General features: G+C 72.6%; 20 protein-coding genes and 1 tRNA gene. 11 read left to right on the top strand and 10 right to left on the bottom strand.

The features are described 5' to 3' along the window. Window position 1: 1 nt before the first annotated feature. The 3 genes from QMF80_RS17585 to QMF80_RS17575 all read right to left on the bottom strand — a co-directional run bounded on the left by QMF80_RS17585 (window position 2) and on the right by QMF80_RS17575 (window position 3406). Window positions 2-2239, bottom strand: coding sequence for an NHLP family bacteriocin export ABC transporter peptidase/permease/ATPase subunit (locus QMF80_RS17585; protein WP_502962871.1), 2238 nt, complete (start codon window positions 2237-2239; stop codon window positions 2-4). Further along, entirely contained in the window at window positions 2236-3042 is an 807-nt protein-coding gene (locus tag QMF80_RS17580; protein WP_283454466.1) for an HlyD family efflux transporter periplasmic adaptor subunit, read from the bottom strand. Before QMF80_RS17580 ends, QMF80_RS17585 begins: the two co-directional genes overlap by 4 nt. A 145-nt stretch (window positions 3043-3187) precedes the next feature. Beyond that, window positions 3188-3406: a hypothetical protein gene (locus tag QMF80_RS17575; protein ID WP_283454299.1), complete on the bottom strand. Its 219-nt coding sequence runs from the start codon at window positions 3404-3406 to the stop codon at window positions 3188-3190. A gap of 651 nt (window positions 3407-4057) precedes the next feature. On the opposite strand from QMF80_RS17575, the gene QMF80_RS17570 reads away from it, so the two are divergent. The 8 genes from QMF80_RS17570 to QMF80_RS17535 all read left to right on the top strand — a co-directional run bounded on the left by QMF80_RS17570 (window position 4058) and on the right by QMF80_RS17535 (window position 11244). Then, a complete protein-coding gene (locus QMF80_RS17570) occupies window positions 4058-4885 on the top strand; it encodes a YhjD/YihY/BrkB family envelope integrity protein (RefSeq protein WP_283454298.1) in 828 nt (275 codons plus the stop codon). A gap of 236 nt (window positions 4886-5121) precedes the next feature. Beyond that, entirely contained in the window at window positions 5122-5898 is a 777-nt protein-coding gene (locus QMF80_RS17565) for an SGNH/GDSL hydrolase family protein (protein WP_283454464.1), read from the top strand. 151 nt (window positions 5899-6049) lie between these two features. Then, complete coding sequence (locus tag QMF80_RS17560) at window positions 6050-7210, top strand: MBL fold metallo-hydrolase (RefSeq protein WP_283454297.1); 1161 nt, start codon at window positions 6050-6052, stop codon at window positions 7208-7210. 253 nt (window positions 7211-7463) lie between these two features. Then, complete coding sequence (locus QMF80_RS17555; protein ID WP_283454296.1) at window positions 7464-9188, top strand: sensor histidine kinase; 1725 nt, start codon at window positions 7464-7466, stop codon at window positions 9186-9188. Window positions 9189-9229: 41 nt separating this feature from the next. Beyond that, entirely contained in the window at window positions 9230-9661 is a 432-nt protein-coding gene (locus QMF80_RS17550) for a roadblock/LC7 domain-containing protein (protein ID WP_283454293.1), read from the top strand. After that, window positions 9658-10071, top strand: coding sequence for a DUF742 domain-containing protein (locus QMF80_RS17545; protein WP_283454291.1), 414 nt, complete (start codon window positions 9658-9660; stop codon window positions 10069-10071). The genes QMF80_RS17550 and QMF80_RS17545 overlap by 4 nt, the downstream gene beginning before the upstream one ends. Further along, entirely contained in the window at window positions 10049-10696 is a 648-nt protein-coding gene (locus QMF80_RS17540; RefSeq protein WP_283454289.1) for a GTP-binding protein, read from the top strand. Before QMF80_RS17545 ends, QMF80_RS17540 begins: the two co-directional genes overlap by 23 nt. Then, window positions 10693-11244 (top strand): GAF domain-containing protein, encoded by a 552-nt coding sequence (locus tag QMF80_RS17535; protein WP_283454287.1) that lies wholly within the window; start codon window positions 10693-10695, stop codon window positions 11242-11244. The genes QMF80_RS17540 and QMF80_RS17535 overlap by 4 nt, the downstream gene beginning before the upstream one ends. Window positions 11245-11583: 339 nt before the next feature. On the opposite strand, the gene QMF80_RS17525 is transcribed toward QMF80_RS17535, so the two are convergent. Both QMF80_RS17525 and QMF80_RS17520 read right to left on the bottom strand, forming a co-directional pair. After that, window positions 11584-12522 carry a transketolase family protein gene (locus QMF80_RS17525; protein WP_283454286.1) on the bottom strand — a complete coding sequence of 313 codons (939 nt, stop codon included), beginning with the start codon at window positions 12520-12522 and terminating at the stop codon, window positions 11584-11586. A gap of 8 nt (window positions 12523-12530) precedes the next feature. Beyond that, on the bottom strand, window positions 12531-13232 hold the full coding sequence (locus QMF80_RS17520; RefSeq protein ID WP_283454283.1) for a thiamine pyrophosphate-binding protein: 702 nt from the start codon (window positions 13230-13232) through the stop codon (window positions 12531-12533). A gap of 137 nt (window positions 13233-13369) precedes the next feature. Between QMF80_RS17520 and QMF80_RS17515 the strand changes: the two genes are divergently transcribed. After that, window positions 13370-13443, top strand: a tRNA-Pro gene (locus tag QMF80_RS17515). A gap of 190 nt (window positions 13444-13633) precedes the next feature. On the opposite strand, the gene QMF80_RS17510 is transcribed toward QMF80_RS17515, so the two are convergent. Continuing rightward, complete coding sequence (locus tag QMF80_RS17510; RefSeq protein WP_349372217.1) at window positions 13634-14020, bottom strand: C40 family peptidase; 387 nt, start codon at window positions 14018-14020, stop codon at window positions 13634-13636. Window positions 14021-14306: 286 nt separating this feature from the next. On the opposite strand from QMF80_RS17510, the gene pgm reads away from it, so the two are divergent. Continuing rightward, complete coding sequence (pgm, locus tag QMF80_RS17505) at window positions 14307-15956, top strand: phosphoglucomutase (alpha-D-glucose-1,6-bisphosphate-dependent) (protein WP_283454282.1); 1650 nt, start codon at window positions 14307-14309, stop codon at window positions 15954-15956. Between the two features lie 149 nt (window positions 15957-16105). On the opposite strand, the gene QMF80_RS17500 is transcribed toward pgm, so the two are convergent. From QMF80_RS17500 to QMF80_RS17485, 4 genes are all read right to left on the bottom strand, one after another. Then, complete coding sequence (locus tag QMF80_RS17500; protein ID WP_283454280.1) at window positions 16106-17395, bottom strand: preATP grasp domain-containing protein; 1290 nt, start codon at window positions 17393-17395, stop codon at window positions 16106-16108. Continuing rightward, entirely contained in the window at window positions 17392-18228 is an 837-nt protein-coding gene (locus QMF80_RS17495; RefSeq protein ID WP_283454278.1) for an SDR family NAD(P)-dependent oxidoreductase, read from the bottom strand. The genes QMF80_RS17500 and QMF80_RS17495 overlap by 4 nt, the downstream gene beginning before the upstream one ends. Window positions 18229-18296: 68 nt before the next feature. Then, window positions 18297-18608 (bottom strand): hypothetical protein, encoded by a 312-nt coding sequence (locus tag QMF80_RS17490; RefSeq protein ID WP_283454276.1) that lies wholly within the window; start codon window positions 18606-18608, stop codon window positions 18297-18299. 24 nt (window positions 18609-18632) lie between these two features. Then, window positions 18633-19190, bottom strand: coding sequence for a hypothetical protein (locus tag QMF80_RS17485; RefSeq protein ID WP_283454274.1), 558 nt, complete (start codon window positions 19188-19190; stop codon window positions 18633-18635). A gap of 256 nt (window positions 19191-19446) precedes the next feature. Between QMF80_RS17485 and QMF80_RS17480 the strand changes: the two genes are divergently transcribed. Then, the gene (locus QMF80_RS17480) at window positions 19447-20751 is read left to right on the top strand and encodes a cytochrome P450 family protein (RefSeq protein WP_283454273.1); all 1305 of its coding nucleotides are present in this window, start codon (window positions 19447-19449) and stop codon (window positions 20749-20751) included. Window positions 20752-20839 lie beyond the last annotated feature (88 nt).

The following is a 20839-nucleotide window of genomic DNA, read 5'->3' as shown; positions in this document are numbered from 1 at the left end:
CTCAGTGCTCCTTGACCAGTGCGGCGTACGCGCCCTGCGCGGCGATCAGATACTCGTGCCGACCGCGTTCCACGACCGTGCCCCGGTCGAGCACGACGATCTCGTCGCTGTCGCGCACCGTGCTCAGCCTGTGGGCGATGACCACGCAGGCGCAGCCGCGGCGGCGCAGGCTGTCGATGACGACCTGCTCGGTCACCGTGTCCAGGGCGCTGGTCACCTCGTCCAGGATCATGACGCTCGGGCGGCGCACCAGCGCCCGCGCGATCTCCAGGCGCTGGCGCTGGCCGCCGGAGAAGTTGCGGCCGTCCTGCTCGACACGGCTGTGGATACCGCCGGGGCGCCGGGCTATCACGTCGTACACGGCGGCGTCCTCGAGGGCGGTGACAACGGCCTCGTCCGGGATGGAGGGGTCCCACAGCGCCACGTTGTCACGGACGGTGCCCTCGAAGAGGAAGACGTCCTGGTCGACGAAGGAGACGGAGGCCGCCAGCGCGCCGCGCGGGATGTCCTCCAGTCGCATCCCGTCGATGCGGATGGAGCCCTCCCAGGGTGCGTAGAGGCCGGACATCAGCCGGGAGACGGTGGACTTGCCGCTGCCGGAGCCGCCGACGAGCGCGACCTGCTGCCCGGGGCCGACCGAAAGTGAGAAGTCCTTGAGCAGTGGGGCGTCCAAGGGGCTGTAACCGAAGGTGATGCCGTCCAGTTCCACCTGGCCCCTGAGACGGCGGGTTCCGGCACGGGGCTCGCGCCGTTGGTAGAGCGGGTCGACGGGAAAGTTCTCGACGTCCTTGAGCCGGGCGACGTCGGCCGCGAAATCCTGGATCCGTCCGGCGACGCCGTTGAGGCGGGTGATCGGCGAGGTGAAGCTGGTCACCAGCGCCTGGAAGGCGACGAGCAGGCCGACCGAGAGATGCCCCTCCACCGCCCGCAGGCCGCCGATCCACAGAATCAGCGCGCTGTTGAGCGCGGCCAGCGACGGCGCGACGATCGCCAGCCACGCGCTGGGGACGCCGAGCCGCTGCTGCACGTCGAGAGTGACCGCGTGCTGGCCGGCCCAGCGTTGGAAGAAGCCGTTCTCCCCTCCGGTGGCCTTCATCGTCTCGATGAGCTGGAGACCGCTGTAGGAGGTGTTGGTGAGCCGGGCGCTTTCGGCACGCAGCTTCTGAGTGCCGGTGGCCCTCACCCGGATCACGATCCGCATGGCCACGATGTTGAGCAGCGCGATCAGCACCCCCACGACGGTGAGCTGCGGGTCGTACGTCCACAGCAGCACCGCGTAGAGGACCACGACCACCGCGTCCACCCCGGCGGCGGTGAGGTCCCTTGCCAGGGTCTCGGCCACCGCATCGTTGGACTGCAGGCGCTGGACCAGGTCCGCCGGGTTGCGCTGGGAGTAGAAGGTGACCGGAAGTCTGAGCAGATGCCGCAGGAAGCGGGCGCTGCTCAGGGTGGAGGAGATGATGCGCCCGCGCAGCAGATTGGCCTGCTGTAGCGCGGTGAGCGCGGTGATGAGCACCAGGGCGGCTGCCATCGATGTGAAGAGCACGCCCAGCAGGGACGTCTGGTCACCGATCAGGAACATGTCGATGTACGTACGGCTCAGCGCGGGCACCGTCGCGCCGACGAGCACCAGCAGGAGGCTGGAGATCACGGCGGCGAGCAGCGTGCCCGATGTACCGCGCAGGCGGGCCGGCATGGCGGCCATGACACCTGGCTTGCGGCCGGCGCGGCGGAAACCCTCGTCGGGCTGCAGGGTGAGTACGACGCCGGTGAAGCTGCTGTCGAAGTCCTCCATGGGGACGAACCGCCGGCCCTTGCCCGGGTCGTTGATGTACACGCCACGGCGGCCGAAGCGGCGGCCCATGCCCTCGTAGACGACGTAGTGGTTGAACTCCCAGAAGAGGATGGCTGGTGGGCTCACTCCGGCGAGCGCCGCCAGATCCATCTGCATGCCCTTGGCCTTCAGCCCGTAACCGCGCGCGGCCTTGAGGAGGTTGCTGGCGCGGGACCCGTCACGGGAGACTCCGCAGGCGATGCGCAGCTCTTCCAGGGGGACGAAGCGGCCGTAGTGGCCGAGCACCATGGCCAGCGCGGCGGCGCCGCACTCCACCGCCTCCATCTGCAGCACGGTGGGGGTACGTACGGTCCGGGGCGTGCGGCCCTTGGGGGCGGACGCGGGCCTGCCGCGCGAGGAGCGGCGCCTGGTGTTCTGGTCCTGGGCATGCTGCGGCGCGGTCACGGCAGGAGCCAATCGACGGGGCGCTGCGCGCGGAGGTGGACGGCTCCGCTGACCGGTGTCGTGGAGTCGATGGCGTACGGGGGCCCGTCCGCGGAGGACCACTGATAGCCGGACCTGGTCGCGGAGGAGCGCTCTAGCTGTACGAGCACTGCTACGGGATCGCCCTCCCGGGCGAACTGCGCGGCGAGCCGGTCGTCGCCGAGGAAGCCACCGAGCTGCGCCTGGGACTGCGGCGCACGGCCGACTTCCTTGACGCGGCCGCGCAGCACGCCGAATTGCTGCTGGGGTACGGTCTGGACGCTCAGGTCGACCGAGGCGCCCACCGGGATCGCCGCGCCGCTCCCGCCTGGTATGTAGAGCATGGCCACCAGCGGGTCGTCCGGATTCTTCGCACGTTCCACGGTCGCCACGTCCGCGCCGGTCGCGAGGACCGACCCGATCTTCGCGATCAGGGTCGTCACCCGCCCTCCGGCGACCACGCGTATGGTGCGGTCACCCTGAACCGTGCTGACCTGGAGCAGAGGCGCGCCCGGGGACAGCAGTCGGCCCTCCTGGGCGAGGACTGCGGTGACTTGTCCCGCGAACGGGCTCTGCAGCCGGTAACTGCCCTCGGCATGAGTGAGGATGCCGCGTGCGCTCAATTTCGAGGACACGGATCCGGTGAATGCCCAGAAGCTCGCGGCAACCATGACGAGGACCGTGACAGCCAGCACGAGCCTGCCCTGTGGACGCGCGAATCGTACGGGCAGATCGAGTTCTTCAGGCGATTGCAGCTTGGAAAGCGCCTTTTGACGGAACTGCACGAACCATTCCTTCGACGGCATTCGTCACACGGGTGCCGGATTGCACGGTTGAACCCGCCGACCGCGGGGCCTGGCGGGTACGGCGGGCAGCCCGCGAAACCCGGAACGTCAGAATTCCGGGGTTCGCGGGCTGGGGACATCCCGGTCAGAGACCGGCGACACCGACGTGAACGCCGGCGATGCCCGCGACCTGGCCCGGCACGGCCAGCGCGCCGTGGACGGTCTCCAGGGAGGTCACCGCGCCCAGCACGTTGTGTACGTCGCTGGTCGCGGCGCCGAGGAGGCCACCGGAGATGCCGATACCGCCGGAAACGGCGTCCAGCTCGGTGTCGGCGATCTCGCGGGTCTCGATGTCGTTACGCATGATGTGCGCACCCTTCATTGGTCTGGCTGTTTATCAAATGACCTGGACGGAGCGTGACATGACGGTCCGTCCGCTCCCGCGACGGCACGGACGGCATCAACCACCCTTCCGGAAACCACCGCGGTGGGCCGATGTAAGCACGTGAACCAGTCACCCGCCCAACCGTGTTGCCGTCTCGCGGCATTCGGGGCGGCCACTCCGGAAGCAGGCATTCCGATTCCTTTATTGGATCATCACATCTTCTCCACAAGATCGAGTAACAGATTCACGCGGTGGGCTGCACCCGAGGGACATATCCAGGCATAGCTACGCCAAGCGAATGGGATATAACCGGCATATCAAGGAGCGGTGGAAGCGGGGCGCCCCGCCCCTCGCGCCCTGTGAAGATTTCCCGAAAACCACGCGCGGCGCCCTGTGACGACGTGGAGCAGCGGTGCCCCAACGGGGCACGGCAGCGCCACGGCGCGGGTGGCGGCGAGGGACCTCTGCGAGTGCGGCCGGAGGGCGTCGGCGGAGCGCGGCTCGGCCGGGGCGTGCCGTACCGGTGGAGCGGGCGGGCGCGGGGGCCTACCGTGGAGTTCCGGCCGTGGAGTCCTCGGCGTCGAGTCCTGCGGTGGCAACCGCGGCGGCCGGAGCGGCTGGAGCGGCCGGATGACGAGGCCGGAGAGGTTCTGGAAGCTGTCGCCCCTCGGACGGGTGGGCAGCGCGGTCCGCCGTGCGCGGGCCGGGCGCCGCTGGGGGCACGTGCGGGCGGTGGAGCTGTTGCGGCGCGCGCTCGGATTCGCGGCGCTCGGCTTCCTGACCCTGGTGCCGCTGCTGATCGTCGTGTCCGCGGCGGACTCCGGCGGTGGGCAGGGCTTCGCGGAGTGGCTCGGGGACGGACTCGGCGTGTCGGCGACCGCCAGGCTGGAGATCGAGCGGCTCTTCGCCCAGCCCGGCCAGGCGTGGCGGACCACGACGGCCTTCGGTCTCGCCCTGCTCACCGTCTTCGGCCTCTCCTTCGCCACCGCGCTGCAGAGCGGTTACGAGGCGGTCTGGGACCTGCCCCCGGCCCGCTGGTGGGCCAGGTGGCGGCACGTGCTGTGGCTCGGCGTCCTGATCGGGGCCTTGTACCTGTCGGCGTTCTCCCCGCCCTGGCGCGACTCTCCGGCCCGTGGCTTCGTCACGGTCCTCATCGGCACCCTCTTCTTCTGGTGGTCCCAGCGGCTGCTGCTCGCGGGCCGGGTGCCCTGGCTCGCGCTGTTCCCCGGGGCGGTGGCCACCATGCTGGGGCTGCTCGGGCTGCGGATCTTCTCCCGGCTCGTCTTCTCCCCGCTGATCGCGTCGAGCGCGGTCACCTACGGCGTCTTCGGCACCGTCCTCGTCATCCAGTCCTGGCTCGTCGGCGTCGGCGTCGTGGTGTTCGGCGGCGCACTCATCGGGCGTCTGCTCCACGACGAGATGCAGCGCCGTGCGAAACCCGCGGATCTCGGGGGCTGAAGGCCGGGTGGGGCCGGGGCCCGAGGGGGTGCCGGTCCCACTGCTCTGCCCCTCGCAGGACCGTTCACTTATTCCTTACCTACCGGGTGGTATAGATCACGGTCCGTGAAGGGCTGCCTACGATGGCGTAGGTCGTGTCCGGGGGTGAAGTATGTCCTCTCGTGGCAGCGACGAGATTGACGACGACGAAGACGGCAGCGGCGCAGACGACGAAGACGGCGCAGACGACGAAGACGATGAAGACGGCCTCGCGGGGCATTGGCTCGTACGCGGCGATCGGGGACAGTTTCACGGAGGGCGTGGGGGACCCGGGCCCGGGGCCGACGTTCCTCGGCTGGGCCGACCGGCTCGCCGTGCTCCTGGCGGATCAGCACGAGGAGCACGCGTTCCGGTACGCGAACCTGGCCGTGCGGGGGAAGCTCCTGGACCAGATCGTGGCGGATCAGATTCCGCGCGCCAAGGAGCTGGCGCCCGATCTGGTCACCTTCTGCGCCGGGGGCAACGACATCATCCGGCCCGGGAGCGACCCCGACGACGTGGCGGAGCGGTTCGAGGCGGCCCTCGCCGACCTCGCCGGGTCCGTCGGCCAGGTGATGATCACCACCGGTTTCGACACCCGTGGCGTCCCGGTGCTCAAGCACATCCGGGGCAAGGTGGCCACGTACTCGGCGCACGTGCGGTCCATCGCCGACCGGTACGGCTGCCCGGTGCTCGACCTCTGGTCGCTCAAGTCCGTACAGGACCGGCGTGCTTGGGACCACGACCGGCTGCACCTGTCGCCCGAGGGGCACACCCGGGTCGCGCTGCGCGCCGCGCAGGTGCTCGGGCTGGAGGTGCCCGCCGACCCGGACCAGCCGTGGCCGCCGCAGCAGCCCCGGGGCTCGGCCGAGGTGACCCGGGACAACGTCCAGTGGGCGCGGGAGTACCTCGTGCCGTGGATCGGCAGGCGGCTGCGCGGGGAGTCCTCCGGGGACCACATGGAGGCCAAGCGTCCGGATCTCCTGCCGCTGTAGCGAGGTCGGGGGGCCGAAGCGGAATCCTTCGGGAGCGCTGCGCGTTGGGTTGGTGGTAGAACGTACGATCCGCCTTGCCCACTTCCTCTCTGGAGGCGCCTTGACCGGCTCCGGCCCCGGCTCCCGTCCCTTGCGTCCTCGGCTGCGTGCCATGCGGCCCGAAGCCTTCGGCGCGGATCCTTCCGGCACCCGGCTGGAGCGCATCCGCCGCTCGCCGAACTTCGCCGACGGCGTCTTCCAGAATCCCGTCGGTGCCAGGACCAGGCCCTCCGGTTCGATGCTGGAGTTCGCCAAGATCTACTTCCACAAGGAGCAGCGGGTCCGGCGCAATCCCGGCGCGCCGGTCCCGGTCCACCCCACCACCCTCGCCGACCTGGCGAAGCCCCCGGCCAGTGGCCTGCGGCTGACGTGGATGGGGCACTCCACCGTGCTCGCCGAGATCGACGGGCGCCGGGTGCTGTTCGACCCGGTGTGGGGTGAGCGCTGCTCCCCCTTCCCCTTCGCCGGGCCCAAGAGACTCCACCCCGTGCCGGTGCCGCTGGCCGCGCTGGGCCCGGTCGACGTCGTGGTGATCTCGCACGACCACTACGACCACCTCGACCTCCCGACGATCAAGGCCCTGGCCGGTACGGACACCGTCTTCGCGGTCCCGCTCGGCGTCGGCGCGCACCTGGAGCACTGGGGGGTCCCCGCCGACCGGCTGCGCGAGCTCGACTGGAACGAGAGCACCAAGGTCGCCGGGCTGTCGCTGACCGCGACCCCGGCGCGCCACTTCTGCGGGCGCGGCCTGCGCAACCAGCAGTACACGTTGTGGGCCTCCTGGGTGGTCGCGGGCGACGAGCACCGGGTGTTCCACAGCGGTGACACGGGATACTTCCCCGGGTTCAAGGAGATCGGCGCCCAGCACGGACCGTTCGACGCCACGATGATCCAGATCGGCGCCTACTCGGAGTACTGGCCCGACATCCACATGACCCCGGAGGAGGGCATGGCCGCCCACCTCGACCTCCAGGGGGGCGCCCCGCACGGCGCGATGCTGCCGATCCACTGGGGCACCTTCAACCTCGCCCCGCACCCGTGGGACGAGCCCGGCGAAGGGACCCTCGCGGCCGCCGGGCTCGCGGGCGCGGCGATCGCCCTGCCGGTGCCGGGCCAGCCGTTCGAGCCGGGTGCGGCGGACGCCCCGGCCGAGCCGTGGTGGCGCCCGTTCGTCTCGGTACCCGCACCGGATACGGCGCCGGTCGCGCCGTCCCGCCCGCTGCCCGGGGCCGGACCGGCCGCGCGCGAGGAGTCGGAGGCCGTGGGCAGCTGAGAGCCGGGCTCCCGGCACGCGGGGCAGCGCGCCGGGAGGGGGCGCACGGGCGGCAAGGGGCGCCGGGGCGGCGCCCGAAGGGGTATTCGGGCGCCCGTACGAGCGCTCCTTCCGGAGCGGGACCCCGCCCGGTGAAGTTCCCCAACTGGCCGCCTACGGAACGTGGACGCGGTCTAGCGTGGGTACCCGGTGATCAACACCGGGTCCCGCCGACCGCGGGGGCCCGGGCCCACGTACCGTACCGAGGACGCCGATGTCCGGACCCCGCGCCGCCCGCCCCCGCCACTCCCCGTCGAGACACGCCGTCACCGGTCCGGGCCGCCAGATACGGCCCCAGTTGATCCGCGCCGCCGTCCTTCCCACCCTGGCCGCCGGGCTCAGCGGCGCCGCCGCCGTGATCTTCACCCTGCAGCTCGGCGGCGGCGCGGGCGCGCGCGACGCACGGCTGTGGCCGGTGCTCTCCGGCTGCGCCCTGCTCGTCGTCGGCGCCCTCGCCGCCGCCCTGCTCGGGGCCCAGCGCGCGGGCAAGGCCGTACGGGACCGCTGCGAGGCGCTGCGCCGCTCCAGCGTGCGCGGGCGCCAGGAACTGCGGACCGTCGCCGACCGGCTGGAACGCGGCGATACGTCGCCCCGCCCGCCGCGCGGCAGCGGGCCGCCGGACTCCGGGACCGGCGCCGACCCGGCGGTCGTGGACGAATTCTGGCTGCTCTCCCAGGAGTTGCGCGGCGCCCGGGAACAGGCCCACGCGACGCTGGTGCGGCTCGCCGCGCCCCCGGCCCCCTCCGACAGCGACCAGAAGGTCGAGGTCTTCGTCAACCTCGCCCGCCGGCTCCAGTCGCTCGTGCACCGAGAGATCTCGCTGCTCGACGACCTGGAGGACATCGTCGAGGACCCGGACCTGCTCAAGGAACTGTTCCACGTCGACCACCTCGCGACCAGGATCCGCCGCCACGCCGAGAACCTCGCGGTGCTCGGCGGGGCCGCGTCCCGGCGCCAGTGGACCCGCCCCATCGACCTCAGCGAGGTGCTGCGCTCGTCGGTGGCCGAGGTCGAGCAGTACACCCGGGTCAAGGTGGTGCCCCCGGCGGGCGGCACGGTGCGCGGACACGCCGTCGCCGACGTGGTGCACCTGCTGGCCGAACTCGTCGAGAACGCGACGGTGTTCTCCGCCCCCGACACCGATGTGGTGCTGCGCGCCGAGCGGGTCACCGCCGGGATCGCCGTCGAGGTGGAGGACCGCGGCCTCGGCATGCCCGCCGAGGAACAGCACCGCATGAACGCCCTGTTGAGCGACCCCGACCAGATCAACGTCCGGCGGCTGCTGGCGGACGGGCGGATCGGCCTGTTCGTGGTCTCCGCCCTGGCCCGCAGGCACGGCATCGCCGTCGAGCTGAAGTCCAACATCTACGGCGGGGTGCTCGCCGTACTGGTGCTGCCGCAGGAGCTGTTGGGCGCGGAGGCGCCCGGCGCGGCCGACGTGGCGGGTGGCTCGCGGGCCACCTCGTGGGGATCCGGCGCGGGGTTCACCGGGCCGCCGCTGGAGCCCGTACGTACTGCCACGGCGCCGCGTCCAGGGCCGGGCGCGGGACCGGCGGTCCCGGCGTGGGCCGACGTACCCGTGTGGGCCGAGGTACCCGTGTGGGCCGGGGCGGAGGCGGAGCGCCCGGCGCGGGCGATGGTGCCCGAGCCGGAACCGGAACGCGCACCCGAACCGGAGGCGGTGGCGGCTCCCGAACCGGCGCTGATCACCGCCGTGTTGCCTCCGCAATCCCTGGTACCGGCCGCGCGGGGCGAGAGCGGGCCGCCGCTGCCCCGGCGGCGGGCCCAGCAGCACCTCGCGCCGCAGTTGCGCGAGGTGCCCGCGCCGCGCCGCGCGGGCGGCCGTACCGAGGACGCCGAACCGCCGCTGCACGACCCGGGTCTGATGGCCGCCTTCCAGCGGGGCTTCGGCCTCGCCGAGTCAGAGAACCGCTCATGACCATGCCGGGTACCCCGTCCCTCAGTGAGGAGAATCCCCCGATGACCGCCGAAGCCGCCTCGTCGATCACTCAACTCGCGGATCTGGAATGGCTGTTGAGCGGCCTGGTGCAAAGGGTTCCGTACACCCGCAGCGCCGTGCTGCTCAGCTCCGACGGAATCGCCACGTGTGTGCACGGCCTGGACGCCGACAGCGCCGACCACCTGGCCGCGCTCGCGTCCGGTCTCTACTCGCTGGGCCGCAGCGCCGGTTCGCGGTTCGCGGACGGCGCCGAGGTCCGGCAGGTGGTCGTCGAGCTGGACTCGGCGCTCGTCTTCGTCTCGGCCGCCGGTTCGGGCACCTGCCTGGCCGTCCTCGCGGACCGCGAGGCGGACGCCGGAGTGCTCGGCTACGAGATGGCGATGCTGGTCAAGAGCGTACGTCCGTACCTGGCGGTCCCGCCCCGGCGCCCGGCCGCCGCTCCGGAGCGATGACGCGGCGTGCCACGGGGGCCGCGCGCGACACGCCCTGGGTCGACGGCACGGCGGGGCGGGTGATGCGCCCGTACACCGCCAGTGGCGGCCGGACCCGCCCGGGAACGGCGCTCGACCTGCTGTCTCTGCTGAGCGCCACCGGGGTGCGCCCGCGCGCCCCGCTCGGCCCGGACCACGCCCTCGCGCTGCGGCTGTGCGCGGGCGCGGTGGCCGTCACGGTCGCCGAGGTGGCCGGGCAGCTGCGGCTGCCCGCCGTGGTCACCAAGGTGCTGCTCTCCGACCTGATGGACCACGGGGCCGTCACCGCACTGGCGCCCCGTTTCCCGGGCGCGCCGGGGGTACCGGGGATCGCGGCCGACGACCAGTCCCTGCTGCGGGCGGTGCTCGATGGCCTACGCCGCAGGCTGTGACGCCGGGTCCCGGCCCGGCCAGGGGTTGCCGGACGGACCGGGGCCGCAGGAGGGGCCGGGTCCGCCGGAGACGCTGAAGATCCTGGTCGCGGGCGGGTTCGGCGCGGGCAAGACCACCTTCGTCGGGGCGGTGAGCGAGATCGAGCCGCTGAGCACGGAGGAACTGCTGAGCGGGCCGGGCGAGGGCGTCGACCCGCTCGACGGGACCGGCGCGAAGACGACGACCACGGTGGCGCTGGACTTCGGGCGGATCACCCTCGACGGGCACCGGGTGCTGTACCTCTTCGGCACGCCCGGCCAGCAGCGCTTCTGGTTCCTGTGGGAGGAACTGTGCGCGGGCGCGCTCGGCGCCGTGGTCCTCGCCGATACGCGGCGGCTCGCGGACTGTTTCGCGGCCGTCGACTTCTTCGAGCGGCGGGGGATCGGGTTCATCGTCGCCGTCAACGAGTTCGAGGGCGGCCACCGGTACCCGGCCGCCGAGATCCGCGAGGCGGTGGGCCTCGCGCCGGAGGTGCCCGTCGTGCGCTGCGACGCACGGCTCACCGGGTCCGGCACGGGGGTGCTCGCCGTCCTCGTCCACCATCTGCTGACCACGGCCAAGGCTTCGGAGTCGGGGGAACCATGACGTACTACGAATCGACCGGACACCTGCTGCTCACACCGGTGGACCGGGAGGCACCCGCACGGGTCGTGCGGCTGCGCGAACTGGGTCTGGGGGAGCGGGTGGACGCGGAACTCGACGCCTTCGCGCGGCGGGTCGCGGACACGCTGGCCGCGCCGTACACCGGAGTCAACTTCATCGGCGAGGAACGGCAGTTCTTCGCCGGACTGCACCATGGCGGCGCGGCGCCGACGACCGGCTATCCGGCGCGGGTGCTCGCCCGGGACCAGGGGTACTGCCCCCATGTGGTGGTCCGGCGACGGGCGTTGGTCCTGGAGGACGTACGGGACTTCGCGCGGTTCGCCGGGAACGCGGTGGTGGACGAGAGCGGCATCCGCTCCTACCTGGGCGCGCCGCTGACCGACCGGCGGGGGGTGGTCCTGGGGACGGTGTGCGCGGTGGACGTGGTCCCGAGGCGGTGGGGTCTGGAGGGGCTGGCCACGATCAAGGCCCTGGCCGCCGAACTGGTGACCGTCTTCCACGCCCGCGAGGACGCCCTCCGGGCGGGCTGAGGCCGGCCGCCCTCCGGGCGGCTGCGGGCCAGCAGCCGGGGGCGGTTGTCAGTGCCGGGGCCTACGGTCGGTCGTACGGCCGAGCTGCGGAGCCCGGCGCACCGTCGGCCCGCCGGATCACCGCACCATCGGCCGGCCGGACCGACGGGCGACGACGACTACGCCTGGCTGCGGGTCCGCCTCGCGGCCGTGGAGGGGCCCGCCGCGCTGCGCGCGATCCTGGTCGACTCCTGGCTCCAGGCGGCCCCGAAACGCCTGGCCCAGGCCCGCCCGGAGCCGGCGCCCCCGACCCGGGCCGCTGACGGCGGTCCGGAGCGGGAGCGCAGGTCGGGGCCGCGGTCAGGGGCGGGGGGTGAGGAAGCCGGTGATCCGGGTGCGCAGGCCCCGGGGGTCCAGGGCGTGGGCGGCGGTGTGCTCGTCCATCGTGCCGAACTTGCGCAGCTCCGCCCGGCCGACGCCGAGGGCCAGGATCCGGTGCGGGACCTCGATCAGCGCTGCCCCGGCCGCGCTGGACGACGTACCGGCGAGGTACGGCTCCACCAGAACGACCTCGCCCCCGCCGGACCGCGCGCCGGAGCCCACCGCCGCGCGGAGCGCCTCGTCGTCGAAGGGCCGTACGGTCGTCGCGTAGAGCACGGTCACGTCCATCCCCTCGGTGGCCGCGAGGACGTTGTCCAGCAGCGGCCCCACGGCCACGACCGCGCCCGCGTCCGCACGCCCCTCGCGGACGGTCAGGAAGCGGGCGCCGTCGACCGGGCGCGGGGCGGCGTTCGACTGCTCGGAGAGCCGGACGTACACCTTGTCGTCCCCGGCGGCGTAGGCGTGCCGCAGCAGCGCCTCGGCCTCGTCGGGGTGCCCGGGGACGTGTACGGTCCAGCCGTCGAGGGTGTCGAGCAGCGCCACGTCCCCCGGCGCCATGTGGGTGAACCCGCCCGCGGGCCAGTCGTACGAGGCGCTCGCGCTGACCAGGACCCCGCCCCCTCCCTGGTGCCCGAAGTCCAGCTTGAGCTGCTCGAACGGCCGCTCCACGAGGAAGCTCGCGAAGGAGTGGACCACCGGACGCAGCCCGGTCAGCGCCAGCCCGCCGCCGACGCCCACGAGCAGTTGCTCCCGGATCCCGACATTGATCACCCGGTGCGGATGGCGCGCGCGGGCGGGACGGAACCCGTCCGTGGTGATGTCGGCGAGCACCACGGCCAGCCGCGGGTCCTCGTCGAGCCGCTGGGTGGTGAAGCTGACGAACCGCTCCCGCATGGTGTTCCCCGCCACGGTGTCCATTCGGTTCCTCAGCCCTTCGTCTCGACGCGGGCGACCACGGCGTGCGGCCGCCCGGGGTGGTGCGCGGTGAAAGCGGCGTACAGCGCCTCGTGGTCCCGCCCGTCGACCGTCACGGTCGACCAGCCCGCGGCCTCGAAGCGGGAGGCGATCCCGCCGGGCCAGCCGTGGCTGGCGGAGTCGTTGTCGATCACCACGGTGTGCAGCCGGTCCAGGCCGGCCGCCCCCGCGTAGGCCAGGGCCTCGTGGTTGCTCCCCTCGTCCAGCTCGGCGTCCCCGATCAGCACCCATACGGCGGGATCGGTCAGCCCCTGCGCCGTCAGCCCGAGCGCGCTGCCGACGGCGAGCGGCAGGCCGTGCCCCAGGGAGCCGCTGCCGATCTCCACGCCGGGGACGAGGGTGCGGTCGGGGTGGTGGCCGAGCGGGGACTCGTACCCGCCGAAGCCGGGAAGCCAGTCGACGGGGAAGAACCCCTTGGCGGCGAGGACGGCGTAGTACGCCATCGGCCCGTGCCCCTTGGAGAGCAGGAACCGGTCCCGCCCGGGGTCCCCGGCGGTCCGGGGCGCGACCCGCAGCACCCGGTCGTAGAGCACCCACAGCACGTCGAGGGTGGAGGTGGCGGCGGGCCCGTGCTTCTCGTCCCCGGTCATGAGCCCCATGAGCCGGTCGAGGTCCTGGTGGCGGAACTCCGCGTCCGCGGTCGGTTGCGTCATACACACACCGTGCTACCTCAACCGCGCTTGAGGTCAACCCCGCCCCTGCCCGAAAGGTGCGCGCGACCACCCCCGGAAGTGCGGTATCGTTCTCGTGCACGAGCGATCGCGGTAAAAGCCGCAGGTCAGCGAGGCAGCGGGACGTGGCGCAGCTTGGTAGCGCACTTGACTGGGGGTCAAGGGGTCGCAGGTTCAAATCCTGTCGTCCCGACTCGAAAGAGTCGTAGTTCAAGGGGCCGTTTCAGAGAAATCTGAAACGGCCCCTTGAACGTTTTCGGGGTCCGGTCGCGCGCCGGGGTGGCGGGCTGGTGGCCCGCTGTCTCCGTTGGCCCGCCGACTCCGTACACCGGCGGGCATGGCATGCCGCCGGTGTCCTCCGAGCGGAGTGAGGCGGTCCGCCGTCAGTTGGCGCGCGTGTAGCGGGCGTCCCCGCGCCAGATCCGTTCCAGCCGTACGCGCGTCCCCGGGCGGGGGGCGTGCCAGATGCGGTCGTCACCGGCGTAAATGCCCACGTGGCCCATGGTGTCCCCGGACGGGAAGAAGACGAGGTCTCCCGGTGTGCGCTCGGTCCGCGGGATGTGGCGGGTGCTCTTGTATTGCTGCTCGGCCGTGCGGGGAAGCTTGCGGCCGGCCTTTCGGAAAGCGTAGAGAGTGAGGCCGGAACAATCGAATATCTTGGGGCCCGCCGCCCCGTAGGCGTAGGGGGCGCCCTGCTTCGATGCGGCGATTTGGACGGCCTTGGCGCCGTACGTGGAGGAGGCCCGGGCCGGTGTGGCGTGGCTCGTCATGGTGGCCAGCGAGAGTATGAGGAAGAGGGCGACGATGGGCGGGGAAAAGCTGCGGGCATTTCGTCGACCTTTTACGCACTCCTGGAATGTCATGTCGGTTGGGGGCAATCGTGATACCTCCGCATTGCATGCGTAACGAATCTCGACGACCGCCAAGCTATCCCCGATGGCCCGCTTCCGGCGGGATTCGGACACGCTCAGAAGTGTTTCGATTGAGTAAAAGAATACCCATATAATATGCGCGGTAGCAGTGATCTTCCCGCCCGGCACACGGAGGAGTCGACACATGTCCCAGGGGAACCATGAGCGCGCGGGCCGACCGGCGCGGCCCGACGACCTGATCGATGTGGCCCGACTGGTGACCGCCTACTACGCCCTGCATCCGGACTGCACCGATCCGGCGCAGCGCGTGAGCTTCGGAACTTCGGGGCACCGCGGATCCTCGACGGCCACGGCCTTCAACGAGGAGCACATCGCCGCGACCAGCCAGGCGATCGCCGAGTACCGGGCCCAACAGGGCACCGACGGACCGCTGTTCCTCGGTGTCGACCCGCACGCCCTGTCGGAACCCGCCCGGGTCACCGCCCTGGAGGTCTTCGCCGCCAACGGCGTGACCGTGCTGATCGACTCGGCCGACGGCTACACCCCCACGCCCGCGGTCTCGCACGCCGTCCTCACCCACAACCGCGGACGCGCCACCGCCCTGGCCGACGGCGTCGTCGTCACCCCCTCGCACAACCCGCCCCGGGACGGCGGGTTCAAGTACAACCCGCCCCACGGCGGCCCCGCCGGGTCCGCGGCGACCGGCTGGATCCAGGACCGCGCCAACGAGATCATCGTCGCGGGCTCGAAGGACGTACGGAGGCTGACGTACGCGCGGGCGCTCGCGGCGCCGACCACCGGACGGTACGACTTCCTCGGGACGTACGTGCGCGACCTGCCCTCCGTCCTCGACATGGACGCCGTGCGCGCCGCCGGGGTGCGCATCGGCGCCGACCCGCTCGGCGGCGCGTCCGTGGCGTACTGGGGCCGCATCGCCGAGGAGCACCGCCTCGACCTGACCGTGGTCAACCCGTACACCGATCCCACCTGGCGGTTCATGAGCCTGGACTGGGACGGGAAGATCCGGATGGACTGCTCCTCGCCGTACGCGATGGCCTCGCTGATCGAGGGCCGGGGCCGCTTCCAGATCGCCACGGGCAACGACGCCGACGCCGACCGGCACGGCGTCGTCACCCCGGACGCGGGCCTGATGAACCCCAACCACTACCTCGCCGCCGCCGTCGACTACCTCTACCGCCACCGCGCGCGGTGGCCGGCGCGGGCGGGCGTGGGCAAGACCCTGGTCTCCTCGTCGATGATCGACAAGGTGGCCGCGGACCTGGGGCGCGACCTGGTCGAAGTGCCGGTCGGCTTCAAGTGGTTCGTGGACGGTCTGAGCGACGGGTCCCTCGGTTTCGGTGGCGAGGAATCGGCGGGCGCCTCCTTCCTGCGCCGCGACGGCTCGGTGTGGACCACGGACAAGGACGGCATCGTCCTCGCCCTGCTGGCCTCGGAGATCCTGGCGGTGACGGGCGAGACCCCCAGCCGCCGGTACGCAGCGCTCACCGAACGCTTCGGCGAGCCCGCCTACGCCCGGATCGACGCCCCGGCCACCCGCGAGGAGAAGGCCGTACTGGGCCGGCTGTCCCCGCGGCAGGTCACGGCGGACTCCCTGGCGGGCGAGCCGGTCACCGGTGTGCTCACGAAGGCCCCCGGGAACGGCGAGGCCCTCGGCGGCATCAAGGTGACCACCGCCCACGCCTGGTTCGCGGCCCGCCCGTCGGGCACGGAGGACGTCTACAAGATCTACGCCGAGTCCTTCCTGGGCCCCGACCACCTGGCCCGCGTACAGGACGAGGCCCGGTCGGTGGTCTCCGCGGCGCTCGCCGGCTGACCAGCCGTCACCGGCCCGTACCAATTGACCCGCGCTGTCGTGCAGTTCCGGATCGCCTTCCCGCGGCCCGGCGACGCGCGCGACCGGAGGCCGCTTTCCCGGCCCCCCCGGTCCCGCGCCGTCCGTGCGGAGTCATCCAGGGGGGTGACTCAGGCGGGTCGTTCGAACTCCAGGGCCGCCGCCAGCCGCTCCTCCCGTTCCCGCACACCCTCCGCGTGGGCGGCGATGACCGCGTACCGCCAGGACGTACCGTCCGGCGGCGCGTCCGAGTAGAGCACGACCCCCTCACCGAGCGCCGGGTCGAAGTCGAGGCGGTGTTCACGCAGCCGGTGGACGGCCTCCTCGAAGCCGAAGGGTCTGCCGCTCCGTCCCTTCGCGACCGCCCACGCCGGACGCGTGACGGCCGACGCCGCCGTCAGCCGGGTGACCATCGCGTGGGGCGTGGTGGTCGCGGTACGGCGTACGTTGCTCTCGCTCGCGTAGGCCACGCCGTCCGCGCCGACCAGGGCGTCCAGTCCGAACGGACCGAGGTAGCCCTCCCCGGCCAGGTGGTCGCCCAGCCGCGTCCCCCACTCCTCCAGCTCCTCGCCGACATGGGCGCAGGACGGGGGCAGCGGGGAGACGTACCCGGTGAAGGAGCCGTGGGCCGTGCGCATCGCCCCGCTGAACACGGCGCGCGCTTCCGTGGCGTCGACCTCCACCTGGACGCTGACCGACGCGGCCACGTCCACGCACTCCTCCACCACCCACGTGCCCTCGGGGCCGCCGACGGAGTCCAGCACCAGCTCGGCCCCCGCCAGGTCGCCGCGGGCGAGGAAGCGCAGTCCGTGGCCCCCGGCGGAGCGGTCGGGCTTGACCACCACCCGCTCGTGGTGTTCCAGCAGCTCGCGCACGACGCCCTCCACCTCGGCGCGTCGGCACACCCGCCCCGCGGGCAGCCGCATCCCCGCCCGCTCGGCCGCCGCACGGAACCCGGCCTTCGTGTTCAGCAGCATCGTCGTGCGCAGGGCGGCGGCCGCGGCGTCGATCGTGGGGTACGGGTACACGGTGAGCCCGAGCTCCCGCGCGAAGGCGAGCGCGGACCCGTCCAGGGCCGTGGGCAGCAGGGCCGCGCCGGTACCGCCGACGAGCTCCCGCACCCGCTCGACGAGCCCGGCCTCGCGCACCGCCCGCGCCAGGGGAACGGCCCCGGCCGGGGGCACCTCCAGCACCGTCGTCCGGTCGGCCGCCACCCCGGTCAGTGCGCCGACGTAGCGGCGGAACTCGGCGCTCAGCGGTACGGGCGTCACCAGCACGTCCCCCGGCCGCAGCAGCCACGCCTTGCGGGGCGCCTGCCGCGCCCACTGCGCCAGCACCTCGCCCTCGTCGAGGTCCACCGCGAGGTCCGAGAGGAAGTTGGCGAACACGACCAGCGGGGCGACCGGCGCGGCCGCGCTCACGAGCGCTCTTCGGCGGGCCGGGCGTCACCCGAGCCGGGCTCCGCCGTCTTCCGGTGGATCTGGGCCGTGGCCCGGTCGGGCAGCACCTTGCCGGCCAGGCCCTGGACCTTCGTCTTCAGGGAACCGCCCGTCTTCAGGGAACCGCCGACGATCGTGTCCTTGCCCGCGAAGAGGGCGTCCAGCCCCTGCCGGGCCACGTCGGCGGGGGCGTCCTCGTACTGCCGGCCGACCGCGGCGCCCTCCATGCCGGCGCGGCGGAAGAAGCCGGTGTCCGTCGGGCCGGGCACCAGCGACGTGACGGTCACGCCCGTGTCCTTCAGTTCCTCGCGCAGCGCCTGGGCGAAGGTCTGCACGAAGGACTTCGACGCGTGGGAGACGGCCTGGAAGGAACCCGGCACCGTCGAGGCGATCGAGGAGGTCACCAGCACGTGGCCCGCGCCGTCGGACACCATGTCCCGCAGGACGCGCTGGGCCAGGTGCACCGTGGAGCGGACGGTGAGGTCGACGGTCTCCAGCTCGTCCGCGAGGTCCGTGTCGACGAACGGCCCTCCGCGCCCCACGCCCGGGTTCAGCACCGCGACGGCCACCGGCCGCCCCCGCGCGGTGACGGCGCCGTAGAAGCGCTCGATCTCCTCGGAGCGGCGCAGGTCCGCCCGGACGGTCTCCACCGCGGCGCCGGTCTGCCGGATGTCGCGCGCCGATGCCTGGAGACGCTCGTCGTCCTCCGCGTTGATCACGAGGTCGAACCCGCGCTCCGCCAGCTGCCGCGCCAGTTCGAACCCGATGCCGCTCGACGCTCCGGTCACCACGGCGAGGGGTCTGATGTCGTTCATGTACGGCGTCTACCCCTCGTCCCCGAGCGAAACAGCGATGGGATGTACCTCCGGACCGCGGGTCCGGGTCACGCGTCGAGCGCGGCCAGCCCGTCCCCCCAGCGGGCGTGGCGTTCCTCGGCGCTCTGCTCCCACCACGGCGTACCGCGCTCCCCGAGGGCGACCTTCGCCCGGTGCACCCGGTCGCGGGCGGCGCGTTCCGCCCCGGGGTCCTGAGCCCGCCGCGCGGCGGCGACCGCCCTGCGGGCCGCCATGAGGTGCACGCGCAAGCGGGAGCCCGCGTCGGCGGGGACGCCGGGGTCGGTGGCCCGCCAGCGGCGGCCGTCGATGACGACGTAGTGCCCGTCGGGGGTGAGGGGCGGCGGCTCCTTCCGCGTCATCGGACCGGGGTCCCCGGGCCGCGGCTACGGCTTCGGGCGGGTGGTGCCGGGACGGCACGTCACCGCGGGGTTGTAGGTCTGGAACGCGCCGTCGGGGTTGTCCTTCCAGAGCCACAGGTGCAGGGCGTAGTGGACGGGCTGGCCGGGGAAGTGGCCGCGATGCGGGCCCGTGAAGTGCTGGCCCAACAGCGTCGGGCGGTCGTCGTCGGTCCGTACGTCCTGATCGCGGTCGTAGACGACCCACTGGACGCCGAGGAGGCGTTTGCCGCCGTGCCCGTCGTCCTCGTAGAACAGCGCGGCGGGCTTCGCCGGGTCGAGGGAGTTGTCGTAGGCGTGGCGGAAGTGCGGGTAGCCGAGAGCGCCCGATCCCGCCGGGTCCTGGACGCAGTACCTGTCGGGGACGTAGCCCGCCCTCACGGCGGCGTCGTGCCGCTGGTACCGGGCGGTCGCGCGGTAGGTGAGCGCGCGGTCCGCCCGGGCCCGGCCCGGGTCCGCGCGGGTGGCGGAGGCGGGGGGCGCGGCGACGGCCGCCACGGCGAGGGTGGCGGCTGCCGCGAGCGTCAGGGCGGAACTGCGGACCATGCGCGGACTCCTCGGTGGCGGGCGGGCGGGCGGTCGGTCACGAGCAGCATGTCCCGCCGCCGCCCGGCCTGCCACACGGCCGAACCAGACGGCTGACCCCGGCGGACGCGACCGACCCGAACGAACCAAGGACCGTTTCGCGACACCCCTCCAGGGGGAACCGGTGTGTCCACCGAACACCGACACCGAGCACCCGACACCCCGCACCCAACACCGTCACTCACACCCAGCACCGACACCACGAAGGACGCGGAACATGACGCAGGACAAGGCGGCACCGGACAGCGGCGAAGCGCTGCGCGACCTCGTAGCAGCCGTGTCCACGGGCGCGCCGGAGTACCGTACGTGCCCCTACCCGGCCTACGCCGCCCTGCGCGAGCAGGCGCCGGTCTGCCGGTTGACACCCCCGCACGGGGTCGAGACGTACCTCATCACCCGGTACGACGACGCCAGGGACGCGCTGTCGGACCGGCGCTTCAGCAAGGACATGCGCGGCGCGATGGACACCTACCACGCCGTGTTCGGCAGCTTCTTCGACGCCTTGGACGACAACCTGCTGTTCGCGGATCCGCCGCGCCACACCCGGCTCCGCCGGGTCCTGCGCAGCGCCTTCACCCCCCGGCGGGTGGAGGACATGCGCCCGAGGATCACCGAGATCGCCGAGGGCCTCCTGAGGGAATGCCGTACGAGCGACACGGTGGACCTGATGTCCTCCTTCGCCTTCCCGCTGCCCGTCGCGGTCCTGTGCGAGCTGATGGGGATCCCGGAGGAGGACCGGCCGGAGATCCTGGCGCAGTTCGCGGTGGTGACGCGGTCCCGGTTCGACCCCCGGCTGAAGGCGGAGCTGAAGACCGCCGAGAAGTGGCTGCAGGACCGGCTGGGGCGGCTCGTCTCGCACGCCCGGGCCCACCCGTCGGACTGCTTCCTCAGCGACCTCATCACGGGGGAGGAGGCTCTCGACGACGCTGACCTGGTCGCGTCGTTGTGGGTCCTGTTCTTCGCGGGACACAAGACCACCGCGTTCCAGATCGGCAACTCCGTCCTCGACCTGCTGCTCCACCCCGATCAACTGGCGCTGCTGCGCCGGGATCCGCGGCTGATCCCCGGGGCGGTCGAGGAACTCGTCCGGTTCGACGGCTCGGTGGAGACCTCGACCTTCCGGTACGCGGCCGAGGAGGCCGAGATCCGCGGGACCGTCATCCCCAAGGGGGCCCTCGTCCAGATCGCCCTCTCCTCCGCGAACCGGGACCACGAGAAGTTCGACTCGCCCGACGTCCTGGATGTGACGCGCGAGGGGATCCAGGGCACCCACCTCGGTTTCGGGCACGGAACGCACTACTGCCTCGGAGCGCCCCTGGCCCGGCTCGAACTGGAGATCGCGCTCGGCTGCCTGCTCCGGGAGTTCCCCGAGATGGAACTGGCGGACGCGCAGGAGAGCGAGGGGGCGCGGCTCAAGGGCCCCGTGGCCGCGTTCCGGGGCCTGGAACGGCTGCGGCTCGTCCTGGAGCCGTCGCGGCCGACGGGCGACCTCGCCCTGGCGCCCGTGGTCTCCGCAACCTGACAACCAGAGCGACGGGTGGTGGATCGGTATGCAGCATTCTGGGAGTACGTCCGGCCTGGACCTCGAAGGACACCTGGAAGCAGGGGGG

This window comes from Streptomyces sp. G-G2 (assembly GCF_030063135.1).
Taxonomy (GTDB): Bacteria; Actinomycetota; Actinomycetes; order Streptomycetales; family Streptomycetaceae; genus Streptomyces.
This window is presented reverse-complemented; position numbering and strand designations above follow the sequence as displayed.

Coding starts and splice junctions, on each gene's coding strand:
- QMF80_RS17575 (WP_283454299.1), bottom strand. CDS start 3,406: ATGCGTAACGACATCGAGACCCGCGAGATCGCCGACACCGAGCTGGAC.
- QMF80_RS17570 (WP_283454298.1), top strand. CDS start 4,058: ATGACGAGGCCGGAGAGGTTCTGGAAGCTGTCGCCCCTCGGACGGGTG.
- QMF80_RS17565 (WP_283454464.1), top strand. CDS start 5,122: ATGAAGACGGCCTCGCGGGGCATTGGCTCGTACGCGGCGATCGGGGAC.
- QMF80_RS17560 (WP_283454297.1), top strand. CDS start 6,050: ATGCGGCCCGAAGCCTTCGGCGCGGATCCTTCCGGCACCCGGCTGGAG.
- QMF80_RS17555 (WP_283454296.1), top strand. CDS start 7,464: ATGTCCGGACCCCGCGCCGCCCGCCCCCGCCACTCCCCGTCGAGACAC.
- QMF80_RS17550 (WP_283454293.1), top strand. CDS start 9,230: ATGACCGCCGAAGCCGCCTCGTCGATCACTCAACTCGCGGATCTGGAA.
- QMF80_RS17545 (WP_283454291.1), top strand. CDS start 9,658: ATGACGCGGCGTGCCACGGGGGCCGCGCGCGACACGCCCTGGGTCGAC.
- QMF80_RS17540 (WP_283454289.1), top strand. CDS start 10,049: ATGGCCTACGCCGCAGGCTGTGACGCCGGGTCCCGGCCCGGCCAGGGG.
- QMF80_RS17535 (WP_283454287.1), top strand. CDS start 10,693: ATGACGTACTACGAATCGACCGGACACCTGCTGCTCACACCGGTGGAC.
- QMF80_RS17525 (WP_283454286.1), bottom strand. CDS start 12,522: ATGGACACCGTGGCGGGGAACACCATGCGGGAGCGGTTCGTCAGCTTC.
- QMF80_RS17520 (WP_283454283.1), bottom strand. CDS start 13,232: ATGACGCAACCGACCGCGGACGCGGAGTTCCGCCACCAGGACCTCGAC.
- QMF80_RS17510 (WP_349372217.1), bottom strand. CDS start 14,020: ATGACGAGCCACGCCACACCGGCCCGGGCCTCCTCCACGTACGGCGCC.
- pgm (WP_283454282.1), top strand. CDS start 14,307: ATGTCCCAGGGGAACCATGAGCGCGCGGGCCGACCGGCGCGGCCCGAC.
- QMF80_RS17495 (WP_283454278.1), bottom strand. CDS start 18,228: ATGAACGACATCAGACCCCTCGCCGTGGTGACCGGAGCGTCGAGCGGC.
- QMF80_RS17490 (WP_283454276.1), bottom strand. CDS start 18,608: ATGACGCGGAAGGAGCCGCCGCCCCTCACCCCCGACGGGCACTACGTC.
- QMF80_RS17485 (WP_283454274.1), bottom strand. CDS start 19,190: ATGGTCCGCAGTTCCGCCCTGACGCTCGCGGCAGCCGCCACCCTCGCC.
- QMF80_RS17480 (WP_283454273.1), top strand. CDS start 19,447: ATGACGCAGGACAAGGCGGCACCGGACAGCGGCGAAGCGCTGCGCGAC.